We start from the raw sequence: 20,982 nt of genomic DNA, 5'->3' as shown, positions 1-20,982 counted from the left end.
GCCACCTCCTGATTAATTTTTATAATAATAAACGGCCAGCTGTGTCCGGTCCCGTAAATCCAGCTTCGTCAGCATCTGGGAAATATAATTTCTGACTGTTCCTTCACTCAAATAAAGCGCCTCGGCAATTTCTTTATTATTGAAGCCTTCTGCCACCAGTTCAATAATGTCCTGCTCTCTTGTCGACAGGTCCGTAAAGTCCTTATGTACAGACTGCGCCGACATACTTTTTACAATATTGCTGTCGAAGACCATATTTCCTGACAGTACCGCTTCAATAGCCGGAATAATACCTGCCAAATTATCTTTCAATAAATATCCTTTGCAGCCTATGTTCAGTGCTTCATGAATGTATTCATCATCTTTAAAGGTTGTAATAAGAAGGATTTTCGCTTCGGAATCGGCAGCCAGTATTTCTCTGCTCGCTTCAAGCCCCGACTTCTCGCGCATCCTGATATCCGTCATTAACAAATCCGGATTGTGTTCGCTGTACAGTTTTACTGCATCAAAACCGCTTGTGCCCTCGGCCGCAACTTCATAATCGGAATTTTCCACTATTGTCGTCAGCGCAGAGACTACGAGCGGGTCATCATCTACTATAACTATTTTCATTTTCCAGCCCCTCCTTGTAAAATATTGCGTGCACGATAAACCCCTCGTCTTTAAAAACATTCAGAACACCGCCGTATTTCTGCACTGTTTCAGTCATCGACTGAAGACCCATTCCTTTTTTGAAATAGCCTTCGGTACTCCCGTCATCTTTCACCGTTAGTGCTAAAAATTTAGGGTGTTCTTTAATAACAATTTTAAATGCTCCGGCGTCTGAATGCTTTCTAATATTCGTCAGCGCTTCTCTTACGAGGGACAGCATGTCTATTTTCTGTTCGTGCGTCAGCGTGAGCTTTACATCATAGATAAACTCTCCTTTATAATTTTCCATTTCTGCCAGATAACTTTCGATTCTTGCTTCAAGCTCGATTGAAGTGTCATATAGGTTATGAATGCTGTTTCGAACATCATCCATACCCATTTTTAATCTTTCCTGCAGCTGTTTTAAAGATTTTCTTAATTTATTCTCATCTTTTACATACTGCAGTGACTCAATCAGCAGAATGCTGCTCGACAATGAATGACCGAGTGCATCGTGCATATCACGGGCAATACGATTTCTTTCGTTCAGTTCCGCCATATAAATATCTTTCTCGTGGGACTTCATCAGTTCATTGTGCTGAGCTTTTAAACGCATATTATCTTCGGTCAGCCGGTCGCGCATTTTTCTGTTCAGTTCTTTTGCTGCTGACAATTCCAGTGACAGCGCAGTCAGATAAAATATTAAGACGCTTAAAATCAGCAGCCCCCATTGCTGAAAAATTAAAATCGGAATCAGTGCAAGTATTCCGTACTTGCCGTATTCGGCAAATATTATATGAGAAATAAGCGGCAGGAAGTACAGATAATTTATATCAAGCAACAAAAGAAAGCCAAAAAGCACAATAACTATAAAGAGCATGTATTTTCTATTGATTACATCGATACTGAATGCTGCGATAAAAGATATCAGTATTACTGTGACTTGTGCTTCATCCGAATTCAGCAGATAGTATGCCGCAAGTGTAATAAAGATCATAATCTTTTCATATATTTTTGTCATCGCTTCACCTCACAATATGACAATTGTCACTGCAGTTTATGACTCGGGACACTAACGGTGCATTTATTTATATTATAAACTTAAATTAACCAATATAGTACAGGAGGCAATAATATGATTGTAATGGACAAAGTAGTGAAGAGGTACAAAGATGTTATTGCACTTGATCACTTCTCTTTTCAGGCAGAAGAAAATGAAATTATCGGCCTGCTCGGCCCGAACGGCTGCGGCAAGACGACAGCCATTAACTGTATGCTTTCCTTACTGAAGTTTGATCAGGGCACTATTGAATTATTCGGCGAACCCGTTAATCCAAATAACAATAAAATTAAACGCCGGATTGGCATTGTGCCTCAGGAGCTTGCTATTTTTGATAAGCTGAACGTCGTTGAAAATATTGATTTCTACTGCGGACTTTACGTGACAAATAAAACGGAGCGAAAACAGTTTGTAGATGAAGCCATCTCTTTTGTCGGACTCGAAAAATACAGAAAATTTCTTCCGAAGCAGCTTAGCGGAGGACTTAAAAGAAGATTAAATATCGCCTGCGGCATCGCGCACAAGCCGAAAATTTTATTTCTCGATGAACCGACCGTCGCAGTCGATGCACAGAGCAGAAACTTTATTCTTGAAGGCGTAAAAAAAATGAAAGAACAGGGAACTACCGTCATTTACACCACCCACTACCTGGAAGAAGCTGAAAATCTGTGCGACTCCTTCGTTATTATGGATAACGGCCGCAATGTTGCGAACGGTACACTCGATGAACTTCAAAAATCTATTTCCACCACTGAAAGTATTACCGTTAAATTTATTTCCCGCAACGACACACTTGCAAGCCGCCTGAAACAAATTCCTCACGTCAATCAGATTATTAAAACCGGAGATAAGTACAACATTCAATTCGATAAGCATCACAACAATTTGACTAATCTGATTCGCTTTATCGAAGATAACTCGCTGACTTATACAGAAATCGCAAGTGAACAGCCATCGTTGAGCAGTATCTTTTTAGAACTGACAGGCAAGGAGCTGAGGGACTGATGAACTTTCTGCGCCTCACTTATTATTTACTCATTATTAACTTTAAAGATTTTGGATTTCTCTTTTGGACAATTGGCTATCCTCTCGTTTTAGTCACGATATTTATGGCGACAACGTCAAATATCGGCGGAGAAGATATGTCAGATATAGACGTTGCTGTTACCGAAGATAATGAATACAGCACAGTGCTGCAGGAGATAGACTTTATCAATGTTCATGAAATGTCAGACAGTACCGCAAGAGATGAACTTTCTGAAGAAAATATTACAGGATATATTACGGAAGACGGCAGCCTGATTGTACAAAACAGCGGTTTTCAGCAGTCCGTACTTGAGTCAGTGATGAACCAGATCCACCAGACTGCGGCACTTGGAATATCTCCTGAAAACTTTAATTTTGAGGCTGATTTTATTCAGACTGAAGACATGGAAACAGAACCGCAGGTTGTTATGTACTATTCAACTATTGCCATGGTTTCTCTCTACACCATATTTACGAGCATGGAGCTCATTTCATCAATGCGTCCGAACTTAAGCACAATGGGAGCAAGATTCTCTGCCAGCCCGTTCAGCAAAGCAAAATATATACTCGCAAGTTCTGCAGCGGGTCTCACGCTCGGCTTATTTTCAAACGGTCTCTTAATCGGTTATTTAATGATTTTTAATGATTCTGTGCTGTTCAATCATCTGCTTCCGACGCTAGGCATTATAATTGCCGGCAATATTGCCGGACTTGGACTCGGCTTTATAATCGGTTTAACCCCCCGGGTGAACATCAATGTAAAATCCATCGTTCCTGTCGTTTTTATCGTCGGACTGGCTTTCCTGGCTGGCTTAATGGGTCCAGGTCTAAGAACTGTAATTAACCGCGAGATGCCGTTCATTAATGAATTTAATCCGCTCGCACATATTACAGATACAATTTATCGGATAAATTTAATGGATAACTTCGACAGCTACTGGTCGACAATCGCCTTCTTAACCGGTATTACAGTTGTCAGTTTTTTCATTACTCTGTTTGCATTAAGGAGGAAACAATATGACTATCTTTAAAATAATACTCCTCCACTTCTGGAAGTTTAAATGGATGATTATACCGCTGGCACTGGTGTTTTTCCTAATTGCAGCAATGTTCAGTTCATTCGGCGGCACCGATACGTTTGAAAGCGAAAAGCTTGGCGTTACGGTGGTGGATGAATCTGAGTCCGGGTCTTCAAAAGCGCTGATTGAGTATTTAAACAGTTCGCATGATGTTGAAGTGCTCGGCAAAACACCGCGTAATTATTTGGAAGAACAGGTTTTCCTCATGGAAACTCACGGGGCAGTAATCATCCCTGAGGATTTTGAAACACATGTTAAAAATGGAGAACCAGCCGTTGAAATCATTACTGATGAACGCGCAGCATCCAGTGTCCAGCTGGACAGCGAAATTTCGAAATTTCTTATTTTTGCAAACGCACAGTTTAACGAAGGAGGAGAACTCGACAGAGATAAGCTGCAGACAGCATTAACCGATACTGTAAATGTAGAGTTAAATAACGATACCATGAATGCAGACGGAGAAAATTTTGAAAATGCCGCGGCATATTCCAATTTTGCTGCTTACTGGCTAATGCTGTTCATTATGCTGTCAGTCGGCAATCTGATGTCTGAATACAATAAGCCCGAGTTGCAAAAACGAATCATTGCTGCGCCGGTATCATCCACATCAAGCGCAGTGCAAATATTGGGTGCACAGTCGCTGGTTGGATTTTTCGCAGTACTTGTTATGTTCTTCGGACTTGTCGGCCTGTATTATAATCACCTGGACGGTATACCGCTCGTTCACATTTTCGTTGCGCTCGTACTGATTATGGCCTTCACACTCGCTCTGCAGTATGCGATTAATGCACTCACAACGAACCGTTTTATCGTGAACGGTCTTGCCAATCTCATTACGCTCGGACTGGCATTTCTCTCCGGTATCTTCATTCCTATCGAGTTGTTCGGTGACGGTGCAGAGCGTATCGCGGAGTTCCTTCCGCTGTATCACTACACACAAATTTATGCGTCACCGGATATTACCTGGAGTGAATCAGCACTGTCAATCGGCATTCTCTTACTGTATATACTCGCCTTTCTGATTATCGGTATTATCTTCAGCAATCAGCGTAAAAGTACACAATTATAATATTTAAATATATAATGGAAGATAACAGCATTAAAGGTGGGTTAGTCTATGAAAACAAAAACAGTTTCCGCTATGACGGAAAAAGGGCTTGATAAGAAAATCGCAGAATTCTTTTACGAGAATCAGTACATTGAAGTAATCGACATTAAATTCAGCGTGGGCAGCGTGTTTGCAGTGCTGATCCTTTACAGGGATAAATAAAGATGGTTAAGGGGGTTCCCTTAACCATCTTTTGTTTTTAGCTGTTATTTATTTTTAAATATTTCATCGATATATTCAACATCTTCCGGGTCCAGTTCAATATCTGCGGCACGCATATTTGCTTTAATCTGCCCGCCTTTTTTCGCTCCCGGTATAATCACATCGAGCGATGGTCTCGTTAAATAAAATGCGAGTACTACCTGCGCGGTATCTTCATCGTATTTTTTAGCAAGTTCTTTTAATTTCTCTACCTTTTTCAAATTGTCCTTAAACTGGTCTTCCTGATAAAACGGTAAATTGCTTCGTAAATCTTCAAATTCAGTATTTTCATCGTATTTCCCTGCAAGCAGCCCCGCTGCCAGCGGGAAGAAAGGAATAAAAGTAATTTTATTTGCTGAAGTGTAATCGAGCATCTCGTCTTCCGCTTCGCGGCTGAACAGATTGTACTCGTTTTGTATTACATCAACATGGTTGTCTTTATTCGCTTCTGCCAGTTGTTCGACAGTAAAATTCGATACGCCGATTGCTTTAATTTTACCCTGCTCCTTCATTTCATAAAGCGCCTGTACTGCTTCATCTTTCGGAGTGTCTTCATCCGGCTTATGAATATAAAACAAATCAATATATTTAGTCTGCAGTCTGTCCAGCGCATCGTCCACTGCCTGTTTTAAAAATTCCGGCGAGTTGTCGATGACCATATCACCATTATCGAGTTCACGCTGTGCTGCTTTTGTCGCTATAACTACATCTTCTCTTTTATACTCTTTTAAAACTTCACCGATTAGTTCTTCAGAACGTCTCGGACCGTATATAAATGCAGTATCGAGCATTGTCACTCCTGCATCGAGCGCATCTCTGACAGTCTGTTTACCCTCTTCTTCATTCACATCGCCGTATAAATTATAGCCGCCGACAAAATTTGTTCCAAGAGCGATTGGATGTACTTTAATTCCCGATTTACCTAACTCAACTAGTTCTGTCATTTTGCATACCTCCTGAAATTAAATACATTTAGTATCTTTCCGTTTTAACAATCTGTCAAACATAGCGGATGGTGCAGATTTACCTTGCAGTAAAGCGGTTTTTTTAGCATACTATAAAGGAGTGGAAAACTATTTAAGGAGTGTTTTTTAATGAATCAGGAGCAACTTGAAAAAGTAAAACAAGGTCATGGTTTTATTGCCGCACTTGACCAGAGTGGCGGAAGTACGCCAAAAGCTTTAAAAGCATATGGTGTTGATGAAGATCAGTATACTAATGAAGATGAGATGTTCGATCTCGTTCACGAAATGCGCATGCGCATCGTGACTTCACCTTCATTTACTTCTGATAAAGTCCTCGGCGCAATTCTGTTTGAACAGACGATGGACCGTGAAGTAGAAGGTCAGTACACTGGTGACTATTTAGCTCATAAAGGCATCGTACCATTCTTAAAAGTCGATAAAGGACTTGCAGATGAAGAAAACGGTGTGCAGCTTATGAAACCTATACCGGGTCTTGAGGATTTATTAGCACGTGCAAACGACCGTCACATTTTCGGTACAAAAATGCGCTCCAACATTCTTTCTGCGGACAAAGAAGGAATTATTGCCGTTGTAGAACAGCAGTTTGAAATCGGCAAACAGATTATCGCTGCAGGCTTAGTACCGATTATCGAGCCAGAAGTCAGCATTAATGCCGGAGACAAAGAAGAAATCGAAGAAATTTTAAGAGATGCGATTTTGGAAGAGTTAAACGGACTTGCTGAAGATGAGCTTGTAATGCTGAAGCTTACACTTCCTACTGTACCTAATCTGTACAAAGAACTCGTAAATCACCCTAACGTGATTCACGTTGTGGCACTTTCAGGCGGTTACACGAGAACTGAAGCAAATAATATGCTGAAAGAAAACGAAGGTATTATCGCGAGCTTCTCACGTGCATTATCAAGCGACTTAAATGCAAATCAGTCTGCTGAGGAATTTGACAGCAAACTATCTGAAGCAATTGATTCTATTTTCGATGCATCAGTGAATAAAAAATAAGTAAACTTTAAGACAATGGCCTGCCATTGTCTTTTTATAGGGGGAGAAAATCATGAAAGCACTGCTGAATATCGACTATACTTACGACTTTGTTGCGGATGACGGCAAACTCACCGCAGGTAAACCCGCACAGGAACTTCATGACTATATCGTGACCACGACTCGTGAATTTATCAGCAGCGGAGATTATACTGTGTTCGCTATTGATGCACACCAGGAAAATGATCCGTATCATCCTGAAACGAAACTGTTTCCGCCTCATAATATTATTGGGACAGAGGGACGGAATCTGTACGGTGAACTGGAAGATCTTTATCAGAATTATAAAGATCAGGGAAATGTATACTATACCGATAAAACTCGTTATTCCGCTTTTCTTGGAACCGATGTGGAACAGCGTTTAAGAGCAAGGGGTATTACTGAAGTCCATTTAGTCGGCGTCTGTACCGATATTTGTATTATGCATACTGCGGTTGATGCCTACAATAAAGGCTTTGATATTGTTATTCACAGAGACGGTGTAGCCAGTTTTAACTTAGACGCACACGATGTGGCGCTCGCCCACTTTGAAAACTCTTTAGGTGCGAAGATTATATAACATATAGTTAAATTGGATTTGCGGTCCCATGATAACAGCTCATGTGACGACAAAAACCCGTACAGCTGCCTCTCATAAAGGAGTCCGCTGTACGGGTTTTTCTAGTTTTAAAATGTCGATAATCCAGTCAATTCCTGAATCCTGTACATCATCGTTTTAAATAGTGACGCTTCTGCTTTTTCTTCATAGTCAAGCGTATACTCCGCTCCGTCATTCATCCACAGGCGGTCGTAATATGCAGTGACTTCTCCAGCAAATTCACTGCCCTGCGGCGCCATCACTACCACGTTTGTTTCCAGATTATAATTATCCAGATTCCGCCTTGTAAAGTTAGCCGATCCGCCGTTAAATATAACTTCATCCGCAGTTTCCAGCATGATAAACTTCGCGTGATACTGTTCCCCGCTCGATTTATACCAGCGGATATTCGGCTGAGTGTCATGATTCATCAGCTCATCGGCCACCGGTCTGTTCGGCACACCATTTTTCTCGTTACCGAAAGCATCCTGATTAATATCAAGTATCATGTTGATTTCCACACCACGGTCGAGCGCTGTTTTAAATGCTTCAATAATATCTCTGTCAGATAAGTAGAACAGCCCTATATTTAAAATATCATCCGGGCCGGCACTATTCACGATTTCCAGTATATTATCCTTTATCTTTTTCTCTGTAATCAGCTTTACAGTATACTGCCCTTCACTCTCTTCAGCTTTTTCAGGCATTTTATCAGCAAAATCGCTGAAAACACGCGTATTTCCTCCGCTGAAATTCACTACTGCTCGTTCTGATTCCAGCATATCGTAGAGAATATCTCCGCTTAGTTTCACAGCGATATTCGAATGATGCGCACTTGCATCATGCGGGTTTGCCGACGCAATAAGGCCATTCTTTTCATTAATAATTAATTTTCTGTGATTAGCCTTAAAATTCAACATCGTTAAATAAGATCGTATATTTACTTCCGGACCCTGCGGCCTTAATGCGTTCATCAGCCACTGGTCTTCAGACGTTCCGAACCATTGAAAATAAGTCCTGTAAAAGCCTGAATACAATGGATTAGAGTCCCGCAATTTCGAAAGATCGGTAAATATGACTTCTATTCCAGCCTCTTTCAGCTGTTCAATATGCGGCGGTGTATACGTATCGTAGAAAGTATTAATTCTATCTGTGATAAAGATTATATCCATATCTGGATTTTCTTCCTGTTTAGCTGTCAATTTATCTGTTAAATTTTGAGACAGGGGCGGAAAGTCCAGAGTATCGTGGTTATAATCATCGTTAAATAAAAACATATCAAGGACCAGAAATTCTTCCGCTTCATCAATCATCGTATAAATCTCTTCAAAAATTTCCTGCTCTTCTGTTATTTCGTTATTCTCTGTATATGTAAGATCGTATAAAAATCCCGCATCGTCTGTTTGATATTCTTCAGACTCGTACGATACTCCTGACGTTACCGGTACAAAATAACGTACACCCGCAACAACGAGCGGTATAAGTATTAATACAACAAAAACAAGTAAGAAAAAATATCGTTTTTTCATAATCCACCCCTGTAATTAATAGTATTAATTTACACTTATCTCTATTCTAACAAAGAAAGATTGCGAAAGTGATAAGATATTTTTCGTATAGATGGTATAATATAACTTACGAATTTTAAGGAGTGAAATGTGTGAACATTAATGTACTGTACGAAGATAACCATTTACTCATTGTCGATAAGCCGGTTAACATCCCTGTCCAGGAAGATAGTTCAGAAGATAAAGACTTATTAACTATGTTAAAGGAATATATTAAAGAAAAATACAATAAACCCGGAGCGGTTTATTTAGGGTTGGTTCATAGATTAGACCGCCCTGTCGGCGGAGCTGTCGTTTTTGCCAAAACTTCAAAAGCAGCATCACGTCTGTCGAATGAAGTTCGCCTTCAAAATTTCGACCGCGAGTATCATGCTGTTGTAGAGAATCATCTGGATCAGAAAAAAGGCACTTTAACGAATCATTTATTTAAAGATGCCAAGAAAAATATTTCCAAAGTGGTTCATAAAAATCACCGCGGTTCAAAAATGGCCAAGCTGGATTATGAAACTGTTGATGAAAACAGACAATTTTCACTTGTAAAAGTGAAGCTTCACACAGGCCGGTCACATCAAATCCGCGTGCAGCTGTCGCATTTCGGACATCCATTGTTCGGCGACCAAAAATATAATAAGAATGCAAAAGTCGGTCAGCAGATTGCCCTTTACTCAACTTATCTGCGTATTAAGCATCCTACGAAAGACGAGTACGTGGAAGTTCACTGCAAGCCGCCTGAAACATTCCCTTGGAGTGATTTTAATGTGTCTTATTAATTTTAATATCGGAACGCACAAAAAATATAAAATGGTGTTTGCGGCGAACCGTGATGAATTTTATTCACGGCCGACCGCACCGATGTCCTATTGGGAAGACCATCAGAATATTTTAGGCGGCCGTGATTTAAAAGCAAAAGGCACCTGGCTTGCGGTATCAAAATCAGGTAAAATAGGAGCATTGACTAATATCCGGACGCCAAAAGAAATGACCTTGAAAGCTGAAAAGTCCCGCGGGGAACTGATTGTCAATTACCTGCTGTCAGAAGAAAGTCCTAAAGAATATTTAACAAATCTTTCGGAATACAGCAGTGACTATGCAGGCTTTAATCTGCTTACAGGTACTCCTGATGAACTTTATTACATGAACAATTACGATAACAAGATCTCACGGGTAACTGAAGGTACGCACGGGCTGTCCAATGAATACCTCGATACACCCTGGCCTAAAGTCGTTATCGGAAAAGAAAAGCTGGATGAAGTCTTGTCGGAAGATGAAGTAGATATAGATGCTTTATTTAATCTGCTCCGCATCGATACCGAGGCAGCAGATGACATCGTTCAAAAAACGGGTGTCGAGTTTGAACTCGAAAAGAAATTATCACCGCTGTTTATCGATATCCCTGATTTTGATTACGGCACCAGATGCTCCACTGTCGTTCTTGTCGACCATCAGAACAACATTACATTGATTGAGCGCACCTTCAAAAACGGTGCCTTAACCGGTGAAGTTACTGAGACGATATCAGTCAATAAATAAAAAAACAGGTTCGCAAACTCCCTGTCAAAAAAACTAAGGAGATTTACTATTATGAATATCAGAGACATGTCTATTAATGCTGTCTTAGCGGCAATTTATGTCGCACTTACTGTAATTAACCCGATTGGCACTGGAGCGATTCAATTCAGAATCAGTGAAATACTTTGTGTCATTCCATTTTTTAACCGAAAATATATACCGGGAATGGTACTGGGTGTCGGTATTGCAAATATCTTTTCAAGCCTCGGTTTAATCGACGTCGTTGTCGGTGTAACTATATCGGTAATTGCCTATACATTAAGTTATTTTATAAAAAACGTCTGGATAAACGCCCTGCAGTACAGTGTCCTTGCAGGACTATTTGTGGCACTTGCCCTGTATTTAGTTCTTGGACTGCCGTACTGGTTCAGTGCAGTAACAGTTGGACTGTCGACGCTGATTACGACATTTATCGGCGCGTTTATATTTAAAAAAATCGGCCATAGAATTTTGCCGGAATAAAAAAATTACGCCCCCATCTAAATGGAGGCGTATTTTTTATCTGGTTGCTGTTATTTAGTTTCAGGTGGTGTGCCTTCAGGGAAGAATTCTGCGTAAACTTCGTTGACTGCATCCATATCTGCAAGGTCTTTAACGAAGATATTCACTTTAACCATATCTTCCATTACGTGGTCAACGCTTTCGATAACCGCTTTGATGTTAGTTAAAGCCTGTTTAGTTCGTTCTTTAATGCCCCCTTCAACTAATTTACCAGTTACAGGATTGATTGGCAGCTGTGCTGATAAATTGCTGTAATGTGAAAACGATGCTGACTGAAAAGACTCGTCAAACTTCGGTGCGTTATCCGTATTAGTTGGCGCTACTGCATTATAGTCACTCATGAATAATATGCTCCTTTAAAGTTAGGTTTATTTGAAATATATAATCAACAAAGTTTATAACTTATTTCGCTGATAAAATATATACTTCATTATCCACCTTAAATAAAGAACAAATAAAAAGAATTGTCATATAACACATTTTCATCTTTCATTTTATTGCTTCCTACAAATATAGAATTAAAAAAAGGTCTTCCAAAGGTTAAGCAACCTTATGGAAAACCTTCCGTTAACACATATTAAATAAAAAATAGACTAACTGTGACTACATCATGCCGGGCATTCCGCCGCCCATGCCGCCCATATCAGGGCCGTCATTTTCTTCCGGAATGTCTGCAACGACTGCTTCTGTCGTTAAGAACATTGCTGCTACAGAACCTGCATTTTGCAGTGCTGAGCGCGTTACTTTAGTTGGATCCACGATACCAGCATCAATCATGTTAACCCACTCATCAGTTGCTGCGTTGTAGCCGATTCCTGACTCCTGCTGTTTCAGCTGCTGCACGATAACAGAGCCTTCAAGTCCCGCGTTTTCAACAATCTGGCGAAGCGGTGCTTCAAGTGCTTTCAGTACGATGTTAATTCCTGTCTTCACATCGCCTTCTGCTTCCAGTTCCGCAACTTTCGAGTACACTTCAACCAGTGCAGTTCCCCCGCCTGCTACAATGCCTTCTTCCACTGCAGCGCGCGTTGAGTTCAGCGCATCTTCAATGCGGAGTTTACGTTCTTTCATTTCAGTTTCAGTAGCCGCTCCAACTTTAATTACCGCAACGCCGCCTGCTAATTTCGCCAGACGTTCCTGTAATTTTTCTTTGTCAAAGCTTGAAGTTGTTTCTTCAATTTGCGCTTTTATCTGGTTTACACGGCCTTCGATTACTTCTTTATCTCCGGCACCTTCAACGATAGTTGTATCATCTTTTGATACGTGAACCTTGCTTGCATTACCCAGTAAATCGAGCGTTGCGTCTTTAAGCTCAAGACCAAGTTCATCAGTAATGACTTGTCCGCCCGTTAAGGTCGCAATATCTTCGAGCATTGCTTTACGGCGGTCGCCGAAGCCCGGTGCTTTCACTGCGATTACATTAAATGTACCGCGGATTTTGTTTAATACCAGATTAGTCATTGCATCGCCGTCAACGTCGTCCGCAATAATTAAGATTGGACGTGACTGCTGCACAATCTGTTCTAATAACGGCACTAAGTCCTGGATGCTTGAAATCTTTTTGTCCGTAATCAGTACATACGGGTTTTCAAGCTCGGCAATCATTTTTTCAGAGTCGGTAACCATGTAAGGTGACAGGTAGCCGCGGTCAAACTGCATTCCTTCAACAACTTCCAGTTCAGTTTTAAAGCCGCGCGATTCTTCTATCGTAATCACTCCGTCATTGCCGACTTTTTCCATAGCTTCAGAAATATATTCACCGATTTCAGGATCGTCTGCTGAAATCGCACCAACTTGTGCAATTGCATCTTTATCCTGAACAGGTTTTGACACTTCTTGAAGTGCTTCCACCGCGCGTTCAACCGCACGGCCGATTCCTGTACGGATGCCGACCGGATTTGCTCCGCTCGTTACGTTTTTAAGCCCTTCCTGAATCATTGCCTGAGCAAGTACTGTTGCTGTTGTTGTACCGTCACCGGCAATTTCATTCGTCTGGTTTGCAACTTCTGCAACGAGTTTTGCACCCATATTCTCATATTTGTCTTCCAATTCGATTTCTTTAGCAATTGTGACACCGTCGTTTGTAATTAACGGAGATGAGAATGATTTATCTAAAACGACGTTGCGTCCTTTTGGTCCTAAGGTTACTTTTACAGCATTAGCTAGTTTGTCCACACCAGCCAGCATTGACTGACGTGCATCTTCTGAAAATTTTAATTCTTTAGCCATTATATTGCCTCCCAAAATGAATTATATGCGATGTTTATATTATTCAATTACTGCTAAAATTTCTGATTCAGATAAAATTAAATAGTCATTATCTCCATGCTGGACTTCTGTGCCTGCGAATTTTGCATACACAACTCTGTCGCCTTCTTTAACTTCAAGATCTACTTTTGTACCATTTTCAAGTATACGTCCTGAACCGACTGCAACTACAGTACCTTCCTGCGGTTTTTCCTTGGCGGAATCAGTCAGAATGATGCCGCTCTTTGTTGTTTCTTCTTTTTCTGTTAAATTTACAACTACACGATTTCCAATAGGTTTTAACACGGAAATGCCCTCCTTATTAATCTTAAATTCAATAAAATTAACTGCATGGTTTGGCACTCATCAATATTGAGTGCTAACAATAATTATAATAATCAAACATGGTCAAAATTGCAAGTGATAAGATTGTATTACTTTTGAGTTTATCTGTTTTAATGTAAGATAAAATTATTGATTATTGGAGGTTTAAATTTGAGACGCGTATACAGTATATTAATTATTTTAACATTCCTTGCAGTACAATTCGCACTGCTCCCCGTTGGCTTAGTTTTCACAGCTATGGATCCTTCACTCGGACCCGGAGAACTCGTTGAAAAAATGATGCCTTATCAGGTCCTTACTTTCGGGCTTGGAGCAGTTATTGTAGTCATTATCGGCAATCTGCATAAGAATAAGAACAGAATAGAACTTGGCAAACAGACAGACAGCCTGGTAACAACAGTCTGGATTATCGGCGGTGTATTCCTCGCCTATATGTCACAAATTGCGGCAGGCCTCATTAATATCTACGTTCTTGGAAATCCGGTCGAAAGTCAAAATACGACAGAAATTGTCGATATGATTTTCAACTCTCCCTGGATGATTCTGGTCGTTGTATTATTCGGACCGATTATTGAAGAATATGTGTTCAGAAGAGCAATCTTCGGTGAGATTTACGAGCTGTTTCCTATGAACAGCACCGCACAGAAAGTACTTGCATTTTTAATCGCAGGACTTGTGAGCGGATTAATCTTCGCGGTCGCTCATGCTGACTTTACACATATCCTGATCTATTTATCGATGTCTTATGTTTTCAGTTTTTTATATGTTATTACAGGACGCCTGCTTGTACCAGTCATGGTGCATATTATTATGAACGGACTCGTGGTCCTGATTCAGACCGTCTTCGCAGACTTTTTAGAAGAAGCAGAACAAATGCAGAATCAGCTGAATGCAATCATTTCACTGTTTATGTAAATATTTTGAGCCGGGTTGCTTGTTTTCAGGCACCCCGGCTTTTTTGTTGTCATGTATACGCATTGAAGCTTGCGTAGGCATGAACGGGTGTCATGTATACGCATCGAAGCTTGCATAGGCATGAGCGGGTGTCATGTATACGCAACGAAGCTTGCGTAGGCGTGAACGGGTGTCATGTATACGCATCGAAACTTGCATAGGCATGAGCGGATGTCATAACAAAAAAAGCTCGAGAACCTTAATATCAAGATTCTCGAGCCTATTTATTTTTTTCAAACAGTTTAGAATCCGCGGCCTGCACCGCCGCCTCCGCCGGAGCCGCCGCCAAATCCGCCGAATCCTCCGCCGCCGAAGCCGCCTCCTGAGCTGCCACCGCCAAATCCTCCGCCGCCTGGAGGGAAGAATATCACGGGGCCGCCGCTTCTTCTTCGTCTGCCGCCTGAGCCACCGGAACCTCCGGAGCCCCCGCCGCCTGAAAACATTTTGTAAATAAAGTACAGTACCGTCATAAATATTGCCAGCCGGATCAGAATTGAAAATATACTGTCATTCTGTCCTGTTCCGGTATCTTCAGCGGGTTCATCGCGCGTAAATTCACCATCTTCATAACCGTAAGCGGTTAAAGACTCATCATATAAAGCAGTATATAGATTAGTCAGAGCCGCTTCGTAATTTCCGGCAACTAAATCTTCATAAGCCACATTATCAATAATGCGCCCTATTTTCGCATCGTTTAAGTATCCTTCAACACCGTAACCCACCTGTACTTCGATTCCTCGGTTGTTGAATTCATTGTCATTGTCCAGATTTAAAAGAATAACAATGCCGTTATCTTTTTCGACTTTACCGACACCGTATTCTCTCAGTGCACGGAGAGCAAAATCCTGGCGATGTTCCTGTCCTGTAGAATCCATCGTCATTAATAACAGTTCGGCACCCGTTCCTTCTTCCAGATGTGTACCCTTTTCGTTAAGTTCATTAATTGCACTGTCGCTGAGTACACCTGCATTATCCTGCACAAAATAATGACTTTCATTGAGCGCCGGCATATCTACTCTTGCTTCTGCAGGCGTACTGAGAAGTAATATACTCAGCACGACAACTGTAAAAGCAAAGGCTTTTTGCATTACTCTCCACCGTCTGTATCATCTTGATTAGTATTAAACTCTACTTCCGGTACATCCTGTGCAGATTCATCCGCTTCGAAATAAGGTTTCTCATCGAAATTAAATATTCCTGCGATAATGTTGCCCGGGAATGTTCTCGTATTGCGGTTATAGTCCTGCACTGCTGTGTTGTAATCCTGACGCGCTACTGCGATACGATTTTCCGCCCCTGCAAGTTCATCTCTTAAACCTGTAAACTGCTCACTCGCCTGCAAATCAGGGTAGTTCTCAGAAATAGCTAAAAGACGTGACAGCGCACTCGTCATTTCATTATTGGCTTCAGCAAGCTCTTCAACGTCACCGCTTGCACCTGCCAGACGTGAACGCGCATCCGCAATGTCAGTAAATATTTCCTCTTCATGAGATGCATACCCCTGTACTGTGCTTACCAGGTTCGGGATTAAATCTCCGCGGCGCTGCAGCTGCGTTTCAATTTGCGATTCTTTCTGGTTAACTTCTTCATCGAGATTTACCAGACTGTTATATCTCGGTACAATCATAATCGCAATAATAACAATCACTGCGATAAGTACACCAATTGGTATAAGTAACTTCTTCATCGTTCGTCCTCTTTTCGTTAAGTATTAAAAGTATGCATAAGACATTACTATTATATATTACCCCAATTTCAGCAAATTATTACTATACACACTACCATATTTATAACAGACTTTTTACTCCTTATGCTAAAATACTGATTAAGACCACTAAGGGGGAATTTTAATATGGTAACAAAGTTCGAAGACTTTAAATATGAACGTCCGGATTTAGGACAATTTGAGAAAACTGTAGACTCACTGCTGCAAGAATTTGATGCTGCTGATTCTGCAGATGCACAAGTCACTGTACTCGATAAGCTGAACACTGAATTTAACCACCTCGATACGATGGCGACACTGGCGTCTATCCGTTCATCGATTGATACACGTGATAAGTTCTACGACAGAGAGCGCGACTATTTCGATGAAAATGATCCTTCCTTCACTGAAATTACCAACCGCTACCGTAAAGCTATTACGACAAGTAAATTCCGCGATGATTTGGAAGCGCGTTTTGGGGAACAGCTTTTCAAACTGTCGGATAATGCTTTAAAAACATTTGACCCTTCAGTCAAAACACTGCTTCAAAAAGAAAATAAGCTCGCTACCCAGTACGATAAATTGCTTGCATCAGCTGAAATTGAATTTGACGGCAAGAAATTGAACCTGTCGGAATTCACACCGTATACCCAAGACCCCGACCGCTCAGTCAGAAAAGATGCGGTGCTTGCTGTTCAGGGCTTTATGGGGGAACATCTTGAAGAAATCGATAATATTTACGATGAACTTGTAAAAACGAGACACGAAATCGCAACAACGCTTGGTTACAAAGACTTTGTAGAACTCGGTTATATCCGTATGAACCGTATCGATTACGACCGTAAAATGGTTGAGAAGTTCAGAAAACAGGTTGAGGAATATGTGGTGCCAATCGTAAGCGAACTGAAAAAACGGCAGGCTGAACGTATCGGTCTCGATTCTCTGAAAAGCTATGACGGCAACTTTGAATTTATTACGGGTAATGCCGCGCCAAAAGGCAAAACGAAAGATATTATGAAAAATGGCGCTGAGATGTATAAGGAACTGTCACCTGAAACAGATGAATTTTATACGTTCATGACCGAACGCGATCTGTTTGATGTGGAAGCTAAAAAAGGGAAAGAAGGCGGCGGCTACTGTACGATGATCGCAGATTATAAAGCGCCGTTTATCTTCTCGAACTTCAATGGTACCCAGGGTGATGTGGAAGTGCTGACCCACGAAGCGGGGCACGCCTTCCAAACGTATATGTCACGTCATCTGACAGTGCCGGAATATGCCTTTCCGACCCTGGAATCGGCAGAAATCCATTCGATGAGTATGGAATTCTTCACCTATCCGTGGATGGAAATGTTCTTTAAAGAAGATACGGATAAATTCAAGTTCTCTCATATGGCGAATTCGATTTCCTTCCTGCCTTACGGTGTAGCAGTCGATGAATTCCAGCATGTGGTTTACGAAAACCCTGAACTGACACCTGAAGAGAGACGCGGGGAATGGAAAAAAATCGAAGAAAAATATTTACCGCATACTGACTATGATGGAATTGAACCGTTGGAAAGCGGATCGTTCTGGCACAGACAGGGGCACATATTCGGTTCACCATTCTACTATATTGACTACACGCTCGCACAAGTGTGTGCGCTGCAGTTCTGGAAACGGGCGAAAGAAGACTTTGACGGCGCTTGGGCTGATTATCTCGCCTTATGTAAAGTCGGCGGCTCACTGCCGTTCAACTCGCTGGTAGAACTTGCCAACCTGAAATCTCCATTTGAGGAAGGTTCACTGGAAACAGTCATCGATGAAGTGCATGAATACTTGAATTCAATTGATGATAAAAAACTGTAAAAATACAGAAGAACAGCGTGAGTTAATTCTCACGCTGTTCTTTTTCTTACTGTCCTAACCTTTTAATAATCTCATCTGTCACTTCAGTCATCTTATACTTACCGCCGAGATCAGGTGTTTGATAACCGTCAGCTGTAACAGCTTCGATGACCTTCAATAAATGTTCTGCTATATTTGCTTCGCCGTTAAATTCCAGCAGCATTTTCGCAGTCCAGATTTGTCCAATCGGGTTGGCAATCCCTTTACCAACAATATCCGGTGCTGAACCGTGAACAGGTTCGAACATTGACGGGTACTTACCGTTCAAGTTTAAGTTTGCTGAAGGTGCAACACCGATACTGCCCATTATAGCAGCACCAACGTCCGATAAAATATCGCCGAATAAGTTACTGCCGACAACAACGTCAAGCTCGTGCGGGTGTGTTATAAAATATGCGGCCAAAGCATCGATATGTTTGGACTCTGATTTAATATTTGGATGCTTCTCTGAAATCTCTTCAAAAATTTCATCCCAGAAAGGCATGGCGTGAAAAATACCATTGGATTTAGTGGCACTTGTCACAAGACCTTTCCGCTTCGACGCAAGATCAAATGCGATATTCATTGCCTGCTTCGTCGCACGCTTTGAGAAGACGTTGTTCTGAATCGCAATCTCGTTATCATCGTGGAAAATACGGCCGCCGATTGAACTGTACTCCCCTTCACTGTTCTCTCTGACAACGACGATATCAAAGTCTTTAGGATCAGCAAGCTTAGAATTAATACCTTTCAACAGCTTCGCTGGACGGATGTTTATCTCCTGCTGGAACTCCTGACGGATTTTAAGCAGCAGACCCCATAGTGAAATGTGATCCGGCACTTTCGACGCATCGCCGACAGCACCTAAAAATACGCTGTCGAACTGGCTGAGCCTGTCCATGCCATCCTCCGGCATCATTGCCCCGTGTTTTAAATAGTAATCACAGCTGTAAGGAAACTCTTCGAATTTAAACTGCAGCCCACCGTGAACCTGTGCAACTTTTTCCAAGACGCGAATCGCCTCAGGCATAATCTCCTTACCGACGCCGTCCCCTGGAATAGATGCGATATTTAATGTTTTCATTCCTTCACCCCGATGTTTATGTATGTAATTTCAGAATATTGAATAATACTGATAAAAATATTATACCATTGAATACAAAATAGAGGTTACAACGAAAAAACGTGGTAACCTCTATTTTATATAAAAAAAGAACCAGATATTCCCCTCTGGTTCTCCACTTTATAGATATCAAAATCTATTAATTATCTGTTTTTAATTTCTTGCTCATAAATAATAATGCTGCTCCTAATATCGATAATAACCCTGCAGCTGCATAGTTAGTTGATTCCGCTTCACCTGTATTCGGCAGTTCTTCACCTTCATACGAGCTTGTCTGTTCCGCTTTCACTTTCTGTTCAAGTTCAAGCTTCTGCGCTTCAGTTAAGTTTTTCTCTTCGATAATTTTAGAAGACATTACGCGTGTCACTCTTTGATCCAACGTAGATATATCGTCCTGAAGGCTTTCTTCACTGAAAGTAATACCGTCTAAAATATCACCGTAGTCATAGCGGTATAATTTTTTCGATTCTGTTCCCACAGCACCGGTATTTTCTTCAGGGACTCTTACTTCTTCCGGTGTCTCTGACACAGATTCTGAACTTTCCGGTGTAACATTTTCTTCAGTTTCAACAGTGCTCTCCGGTTCTTCTGTTACGTCTGACGGCTGTTCTGATGCAGCGTCATTACTTTCACTTTCACCGTCTTCTTCTGCACTGTCTTCAGCACCGGGCTGTTCTGGTGTTTCAGTTTCTGACGGTTCTTCCGGTTCAACAGGTTCTATCGGATTTGTCGGCAGTTCAGAGGATCCTGTGTTTTCATCCGGATTATCCTGATCATCAGACTCATTATTGTTACCTGGTCCTGCAGTGATATTATCCTCTGATTCAGGGTCTTCATTGCTCTCAGGCATTTCCGCTTCAGGGGTCTCTTCTTCCCCCTCAGTTTGTTCTCCCGAATTTTCAGGTGTATTTTCTGCTGCATCCGCTGCTTCGGTATTATCCGTCTGTTCATCAGGTTCAGCCGGCTGGAGGATAGGTGCCTCAGTTTCTTCATTACTGCCGCCGCTGTTCTCTACCGCTTCCTCAGCGTTCTCCGCATTCGTTTCTATATCATTATTATTTATATCCGTTACTGCTTCTTCATTAAATGTTTCCTGTGTTTCTTCTGTTGACTCTGTTTCCTCTGTTTCTTGTGCTTCCTGAACTTCCGCCGATTCTGTCACAGTTTCGGTTTCCGTACTCTCATCTATCTCTTCGTCAGCATAAGCAATGTTAGGGATTAGTACAGTCGTCAGCAGCAATACAGATGCTAATTTCATTTTAGTTCTTTTTGATTTTTGCATATTTTCCCCTCCACGCATCCTGAAATAAATTATACATTTTAGCGTAACTCACATTAATGTACAATTAATTATAGTTGATGCCAGATGGCTTTTCTATACAATATCAAAGTTGTTACA

22 protein-coding genes and 1 riboswitch are annotated in these 20,982 nt (G+C 41.3%); of the genes, 11 read left to right on the top strand and 11 right to left on the bottom strand.

Features of this window, described 5'->3' with window-relative positions:
- Positions 1 to 12: 12 nt before the first annotated feature.
- Together DFR63_RS07505 and DFR63_RS07500 are read right to left on the bottom strand one after the other, a co-directional pair.
- The gene (locus tag DFR63_RS07505; protein ID WP_115885327.1) at positions 13 to 612 is read right to left on the bottom strand and encodes a response regulator transcription factor; all 600 of its coding nucleotides are present in this window, start codon (positions 610 to 612) and stop codon (positions 13 to 15) included.
- Positions 590 to 1,651, bottom strand: coding sequence for a sensor histidine kinase (locus tag DFR63_RS07500; RefSeq protein ID WP_115885326.1), 1,062 nt, complete (start codon positions 1,649 to 1,651; stop codon positions 590 to 592). Before DFR63_RS07500 ends, DFR63_RS07505 begins: the two co-directional genes overlap by 23 nt.
- Positions 1,652 to 1,765: 114 nt before the next feature.
- Here DFR63_RS07500 and DFR63_RS07495 point away from each other — a divergent pair, with 114 nt between their 5' ends.
- From DFR63_RS07495 to DFR63_RS11780, 4 genes are read left to right on the top strand one after another with little or no spacing between them, the layout of a single operon-like run.
- Positions 1,766 to 2,695, top strand: a complete 930-nt coding sequence (locus DFR63_RS07495) for an ABC transporter ATP-binding protein (protein WP_115885325.1) — start codon at positions 1,766 to 1,768, stop codon at positions 2,693 to 2,695.
- The gene (locus tag DFR63_RS07490) at positions 2,695 to 3,747 is read left to right on the top strand and encodes an ABC transporter permease (RefSeq protein ID WP_115885324.1); all 1,053 of its coding nucleotides are present in this window, start codon (positions 2,695 to 2,697) and stop codon (positions 3,745 to 3,747) included. The genes DFR63_RS07495 and DFR63_RS07490 overlap by 1 nt, the downstream gene beginning before the upstream one ends.
- Entirely contained in the window at positions 3,734 to 4,864 is a 1,131-nt protein-coding gene (locus tag DFR63_RS07485; RefSeq protein WP_115885323.1) for an ABC transporter permease, read from the top strand. The genes DFR63_RS07490 and DFR63_RS07485 overlap by 14 nt, the downstream gene beginning before the upstream one ends.
- A 48-nt stretch (positions 4,865 to 4,912) precedes the next feature.
- A complete protein-coding gene (locus DFR63_RS11780; RefSeq protein WP_162842307.1) occupies positions 4,913 to 5,065 on the top strand; it encodes a hypothetical protein in 153 nt (50 codons plus the stop codon).
- Between the two features lie 44 nt (positions 5,066 to 5,109).
- Here the strand turns inward: DFR63_RS11780 and DFR63_RS07480 are convergent, their stop codons facing one another.
- The gene (locus tag DFR63_RS07480) at positions 5,110 to 6,048 is read right to left on the bottom strand and encodes an aldo/keto reductase (protein ID WP_115885322.1); all 939 of its coding nucleotides are present in this window, start codon (positions 6,046 to 6,048) and stop codon (positions 5,110 to 5,112) included.
- A gap of 150 nt (positions 6,049 to 6,198) precedes the next feature.
- Here DFR63_RS07480 and DFR63_RS07475 point away from each other — a divergent pair, with 150 nt between their 5' ends.
- Positions 6,199 to 7,089, top strand: a complete 891-nt coding sequence (locus DFR63_RS07475) for a fructose bisphosphate aldolase (RefSeq protein ID WP_115885321.1) — start codon at positions 6,199 to 6,201, stop codon at positions 7,087 to 7,089.
- Between the two features lie 49 nt (positions 7,090 to 7,138).
- Positions 7,139 to 7,687: a cysteine hydrolase family protein gene (locus tag DFR63_RS07470; RefSeq protein WP_115885320.1), complete on the top strand. Its 549-nt coding sequence runs from the start codon at positions 7,139 to 7,141 to the stop codon at positions 7,685 to 7,687.
- A gap of 107 nt (positions 7,688 to 7,794) precedes the next feature.
- Here DFR63_RS07470 and DFR63_RS07465 read toward each other — a convergent pair whose 3' ends face one another.
- Positions 7,795 to 9,234 carry a phospholipase D family protein gene (locus DFR63_RS07465; RefSeq protein ID WP_115885319.1) on the bottom strand — a complete coding sequence of 480 codons (1,440 nt, stop codon included), beginning with the start codon at positions 9,232 to 9,234 and terminating at the stop codon, positions 7,795 to 7,797.
- A gap of 131 nt (positions 9,235 to 9,365) precedes the next feature.
- On the opposite strand from DFR63_RS07465, the gene DFR63_RS07460 reads away from it, so the two are divergent.
- The 3 genes from DFR63_RS07460 to DFR63_RS07450 all read left to right on the top strand — a co-directional run bounded on the left by DFR63_RS07460 (position 9,366) and on the right by DFR63_RS07450 (position 11,304).
- Complete coding sequence (locus DFR63_RS07460; protein ID WP_115885318.1) at positions 9,366 to 10,043, top strand: RluA family pseudouridine synthase; 678 nt, start codon at positions 9,366 to 9,368, stop codon at positions 10,041 to 10,043.
- On the top strand, positions 10,030 to 10,803 hold the full coding sequence (locus DFR63_RS07455; protein WP_115885317.1) for an NRDE family protein: 774 nt from the start codon (positions 10,030 to 10,032) through the stop codon (positions 10,801 to 10,803). The genes DFR63_RS07460 and DFR63_RS07455 overlap by 14 nt, the downstream gene beginning before the upstream one ends.
- Positions 10,803 to 10,846: riboswitch (PreQ1 riboswitch) on the top strand. Its footprint overlaps the gene before it by 1 nt.
- Before the next feature lie 8 nt (positions 10,847 to 10,854).
- Positions 10,855 to 11,304, top strand: a complete 450-nt coding sequence (locus DFR63_RS07450) for a QueT transporter family protein (RefSeq protein WP_245954161.1) — start codon at positions 10,855 to 10,857, stop codon at positions 11,302 to 11,304.
- Positions 11,305 to 11,354: 50 nt separating this feature from the next.
- On the opposite strand, the gene DFR63_RS07445 is transcribed toward DFR63_RS07450, so the two are convergent.
- The 3 genes from DFR63_RS07445 to groES form a co-directional block, all read right to left on the bottom strand.
- Entirely contained in the window at positions 11,355 to 11,684 is a 330-nt protein-coding gene (locus DFR63_RS07445; RefSeq protein ID WP_115885316.1) for a RidA family protein, read from the bottom strand.
- A gap of 262 nt (positions 11,685 to 11,946) precedes the next feature.
- Positions 11,947 to 13,572, bottom strand: coding sequence for a chaperonin GroEL (gene groL / locus DFR63_RS07440; protein WP_115885315.1), 1,626 nt, complete (start codon positions 13,570 to 13,572; stop codon positions 11,947 to 11,949).
- A gap of 39 nt (positions 13,573 to 13,611) precedes the next feature.
- Positions 13,612 to 13,896 carry a co-chaperone GroES gene (gene groES / locus DFR63_RS07435; protein WP_115885314.1) on the bottom strand — a complete coding sequence of 95 codons (285 nt, stop codon included), beginning with the start codon at positions 13,894 to 13,896 and terminating at the stop codon, positions 13,612 to 13,614.
- A 189-nt stretch (positions 13,897 to 14,085) separates the two neighbouring features.
- Between groES and DFR63_RS07430 the strand changes: the two genes are divergently transcribed.
- The gene (locus tag DFR63_RS07430) at positions 14,086 to 14,850 is read left to right on the top strand and encodes a CPBP family intramembrane glutamic endopeptidase (protein ID WP_115885313.1); all 765 of its coding nucleotides are present in this window, start codon (positions 14,086 to 14,088) and stop codon (positions 14,848 to 14,850) included.
- Between the two features lie 281 nt (positions 14,851 to 15,131).
- Here DFR63_RS07430 and DFR63_RS07425 read toward each other — a convergent pair whose 3' ends face one another.
- Complete coding sequence (locus tag DFR63_RS07425) at positions 15,132 to 15,977, bottom strand: TPM domain-containing protein (RefSeq protein ID WP_211313787.1); 846 nt, start codon at positions 15,975 to 15,977, stop codon at positions 15,132 to 15,134.
- Positions 15,977 to 16,576 (bottom strand): LemA family protein, encoded by a 600-nt coding sequence (locus DFR63_RS07420; protein ID WP_115885312.1) that lies wholly within the window; start codon positions 16,574 to 16,576, stop codon positions 15,977 to 15,979. The genes DFR63_RS07425 and DFR63_RS07420 overlap by 1 nt, the downstream gene beginning before the upstream one ends.
- Before the next feature lie 165 nt (positions 16,577 to 16,741).
- Between DFR63_RS07420 and DFR63_RS07415 the strand changes: the two genes are divergently transcribed.
- Entirely contained in the window at positions 16,742 to 18,442 is a 1,701-nt protein-coding gene (locus tag DFR63_RS07415; protein WP_115885311.1) for a M3 family oligoendopeptidase, read from the top strand.
- 46 nt (positions 18,443 to 18,488) lie between these two features.
- Here DFR63_RS07415 and DFR63_RS07410 read toward each other — a convergent pair whose 3' ends face one another.
- Positions 18,489 to 19,544 carry a tartrate dehydrogenase gene (locus DFR63_RS07410; RefSeq protein WP_115885310.1) on the bottom strand — a complete coding sequence of 352 codons (1,056 nt, stop codon included), beginning with the start codon at positions 19,542 to 19,544 and terminating at the stop codon, positions 18,489 to 18,491.
- A gap of 178 nt (positions 19,545 to 19,722) precedes the next feature.
- A complete protein-coding gene (locus tag DFR63_RS07405) occupies positions 19,723 to 20,865 on the bottom strand; it encodes an LPXTG cell wall anchor domain-containing protein (RefSeq protein WP_162842309.1) in 1,143 nt (380 codons plus the stop codon).
- Between the last annotated feature and the right edge of the window lie 117 nt (positions 20,866 to 20,982).

The sequence above is a fragment of the Jeotgalicoccus halotolerans genome (assembly GCF_003387165.1).
Classification (GTDB): domain Bacteria; phylum Bacillota; class Bacilli; order Staphylococcales; family Salinicoccaceae; genus Jeotgalicoccus; species Jeotgalicoccus halotolerans.
The sequence above is the reverse complement of the archived record's forward strand: the minus strand, read 5'-3'. Positions and strand labels throughout refer to the sequence as shown.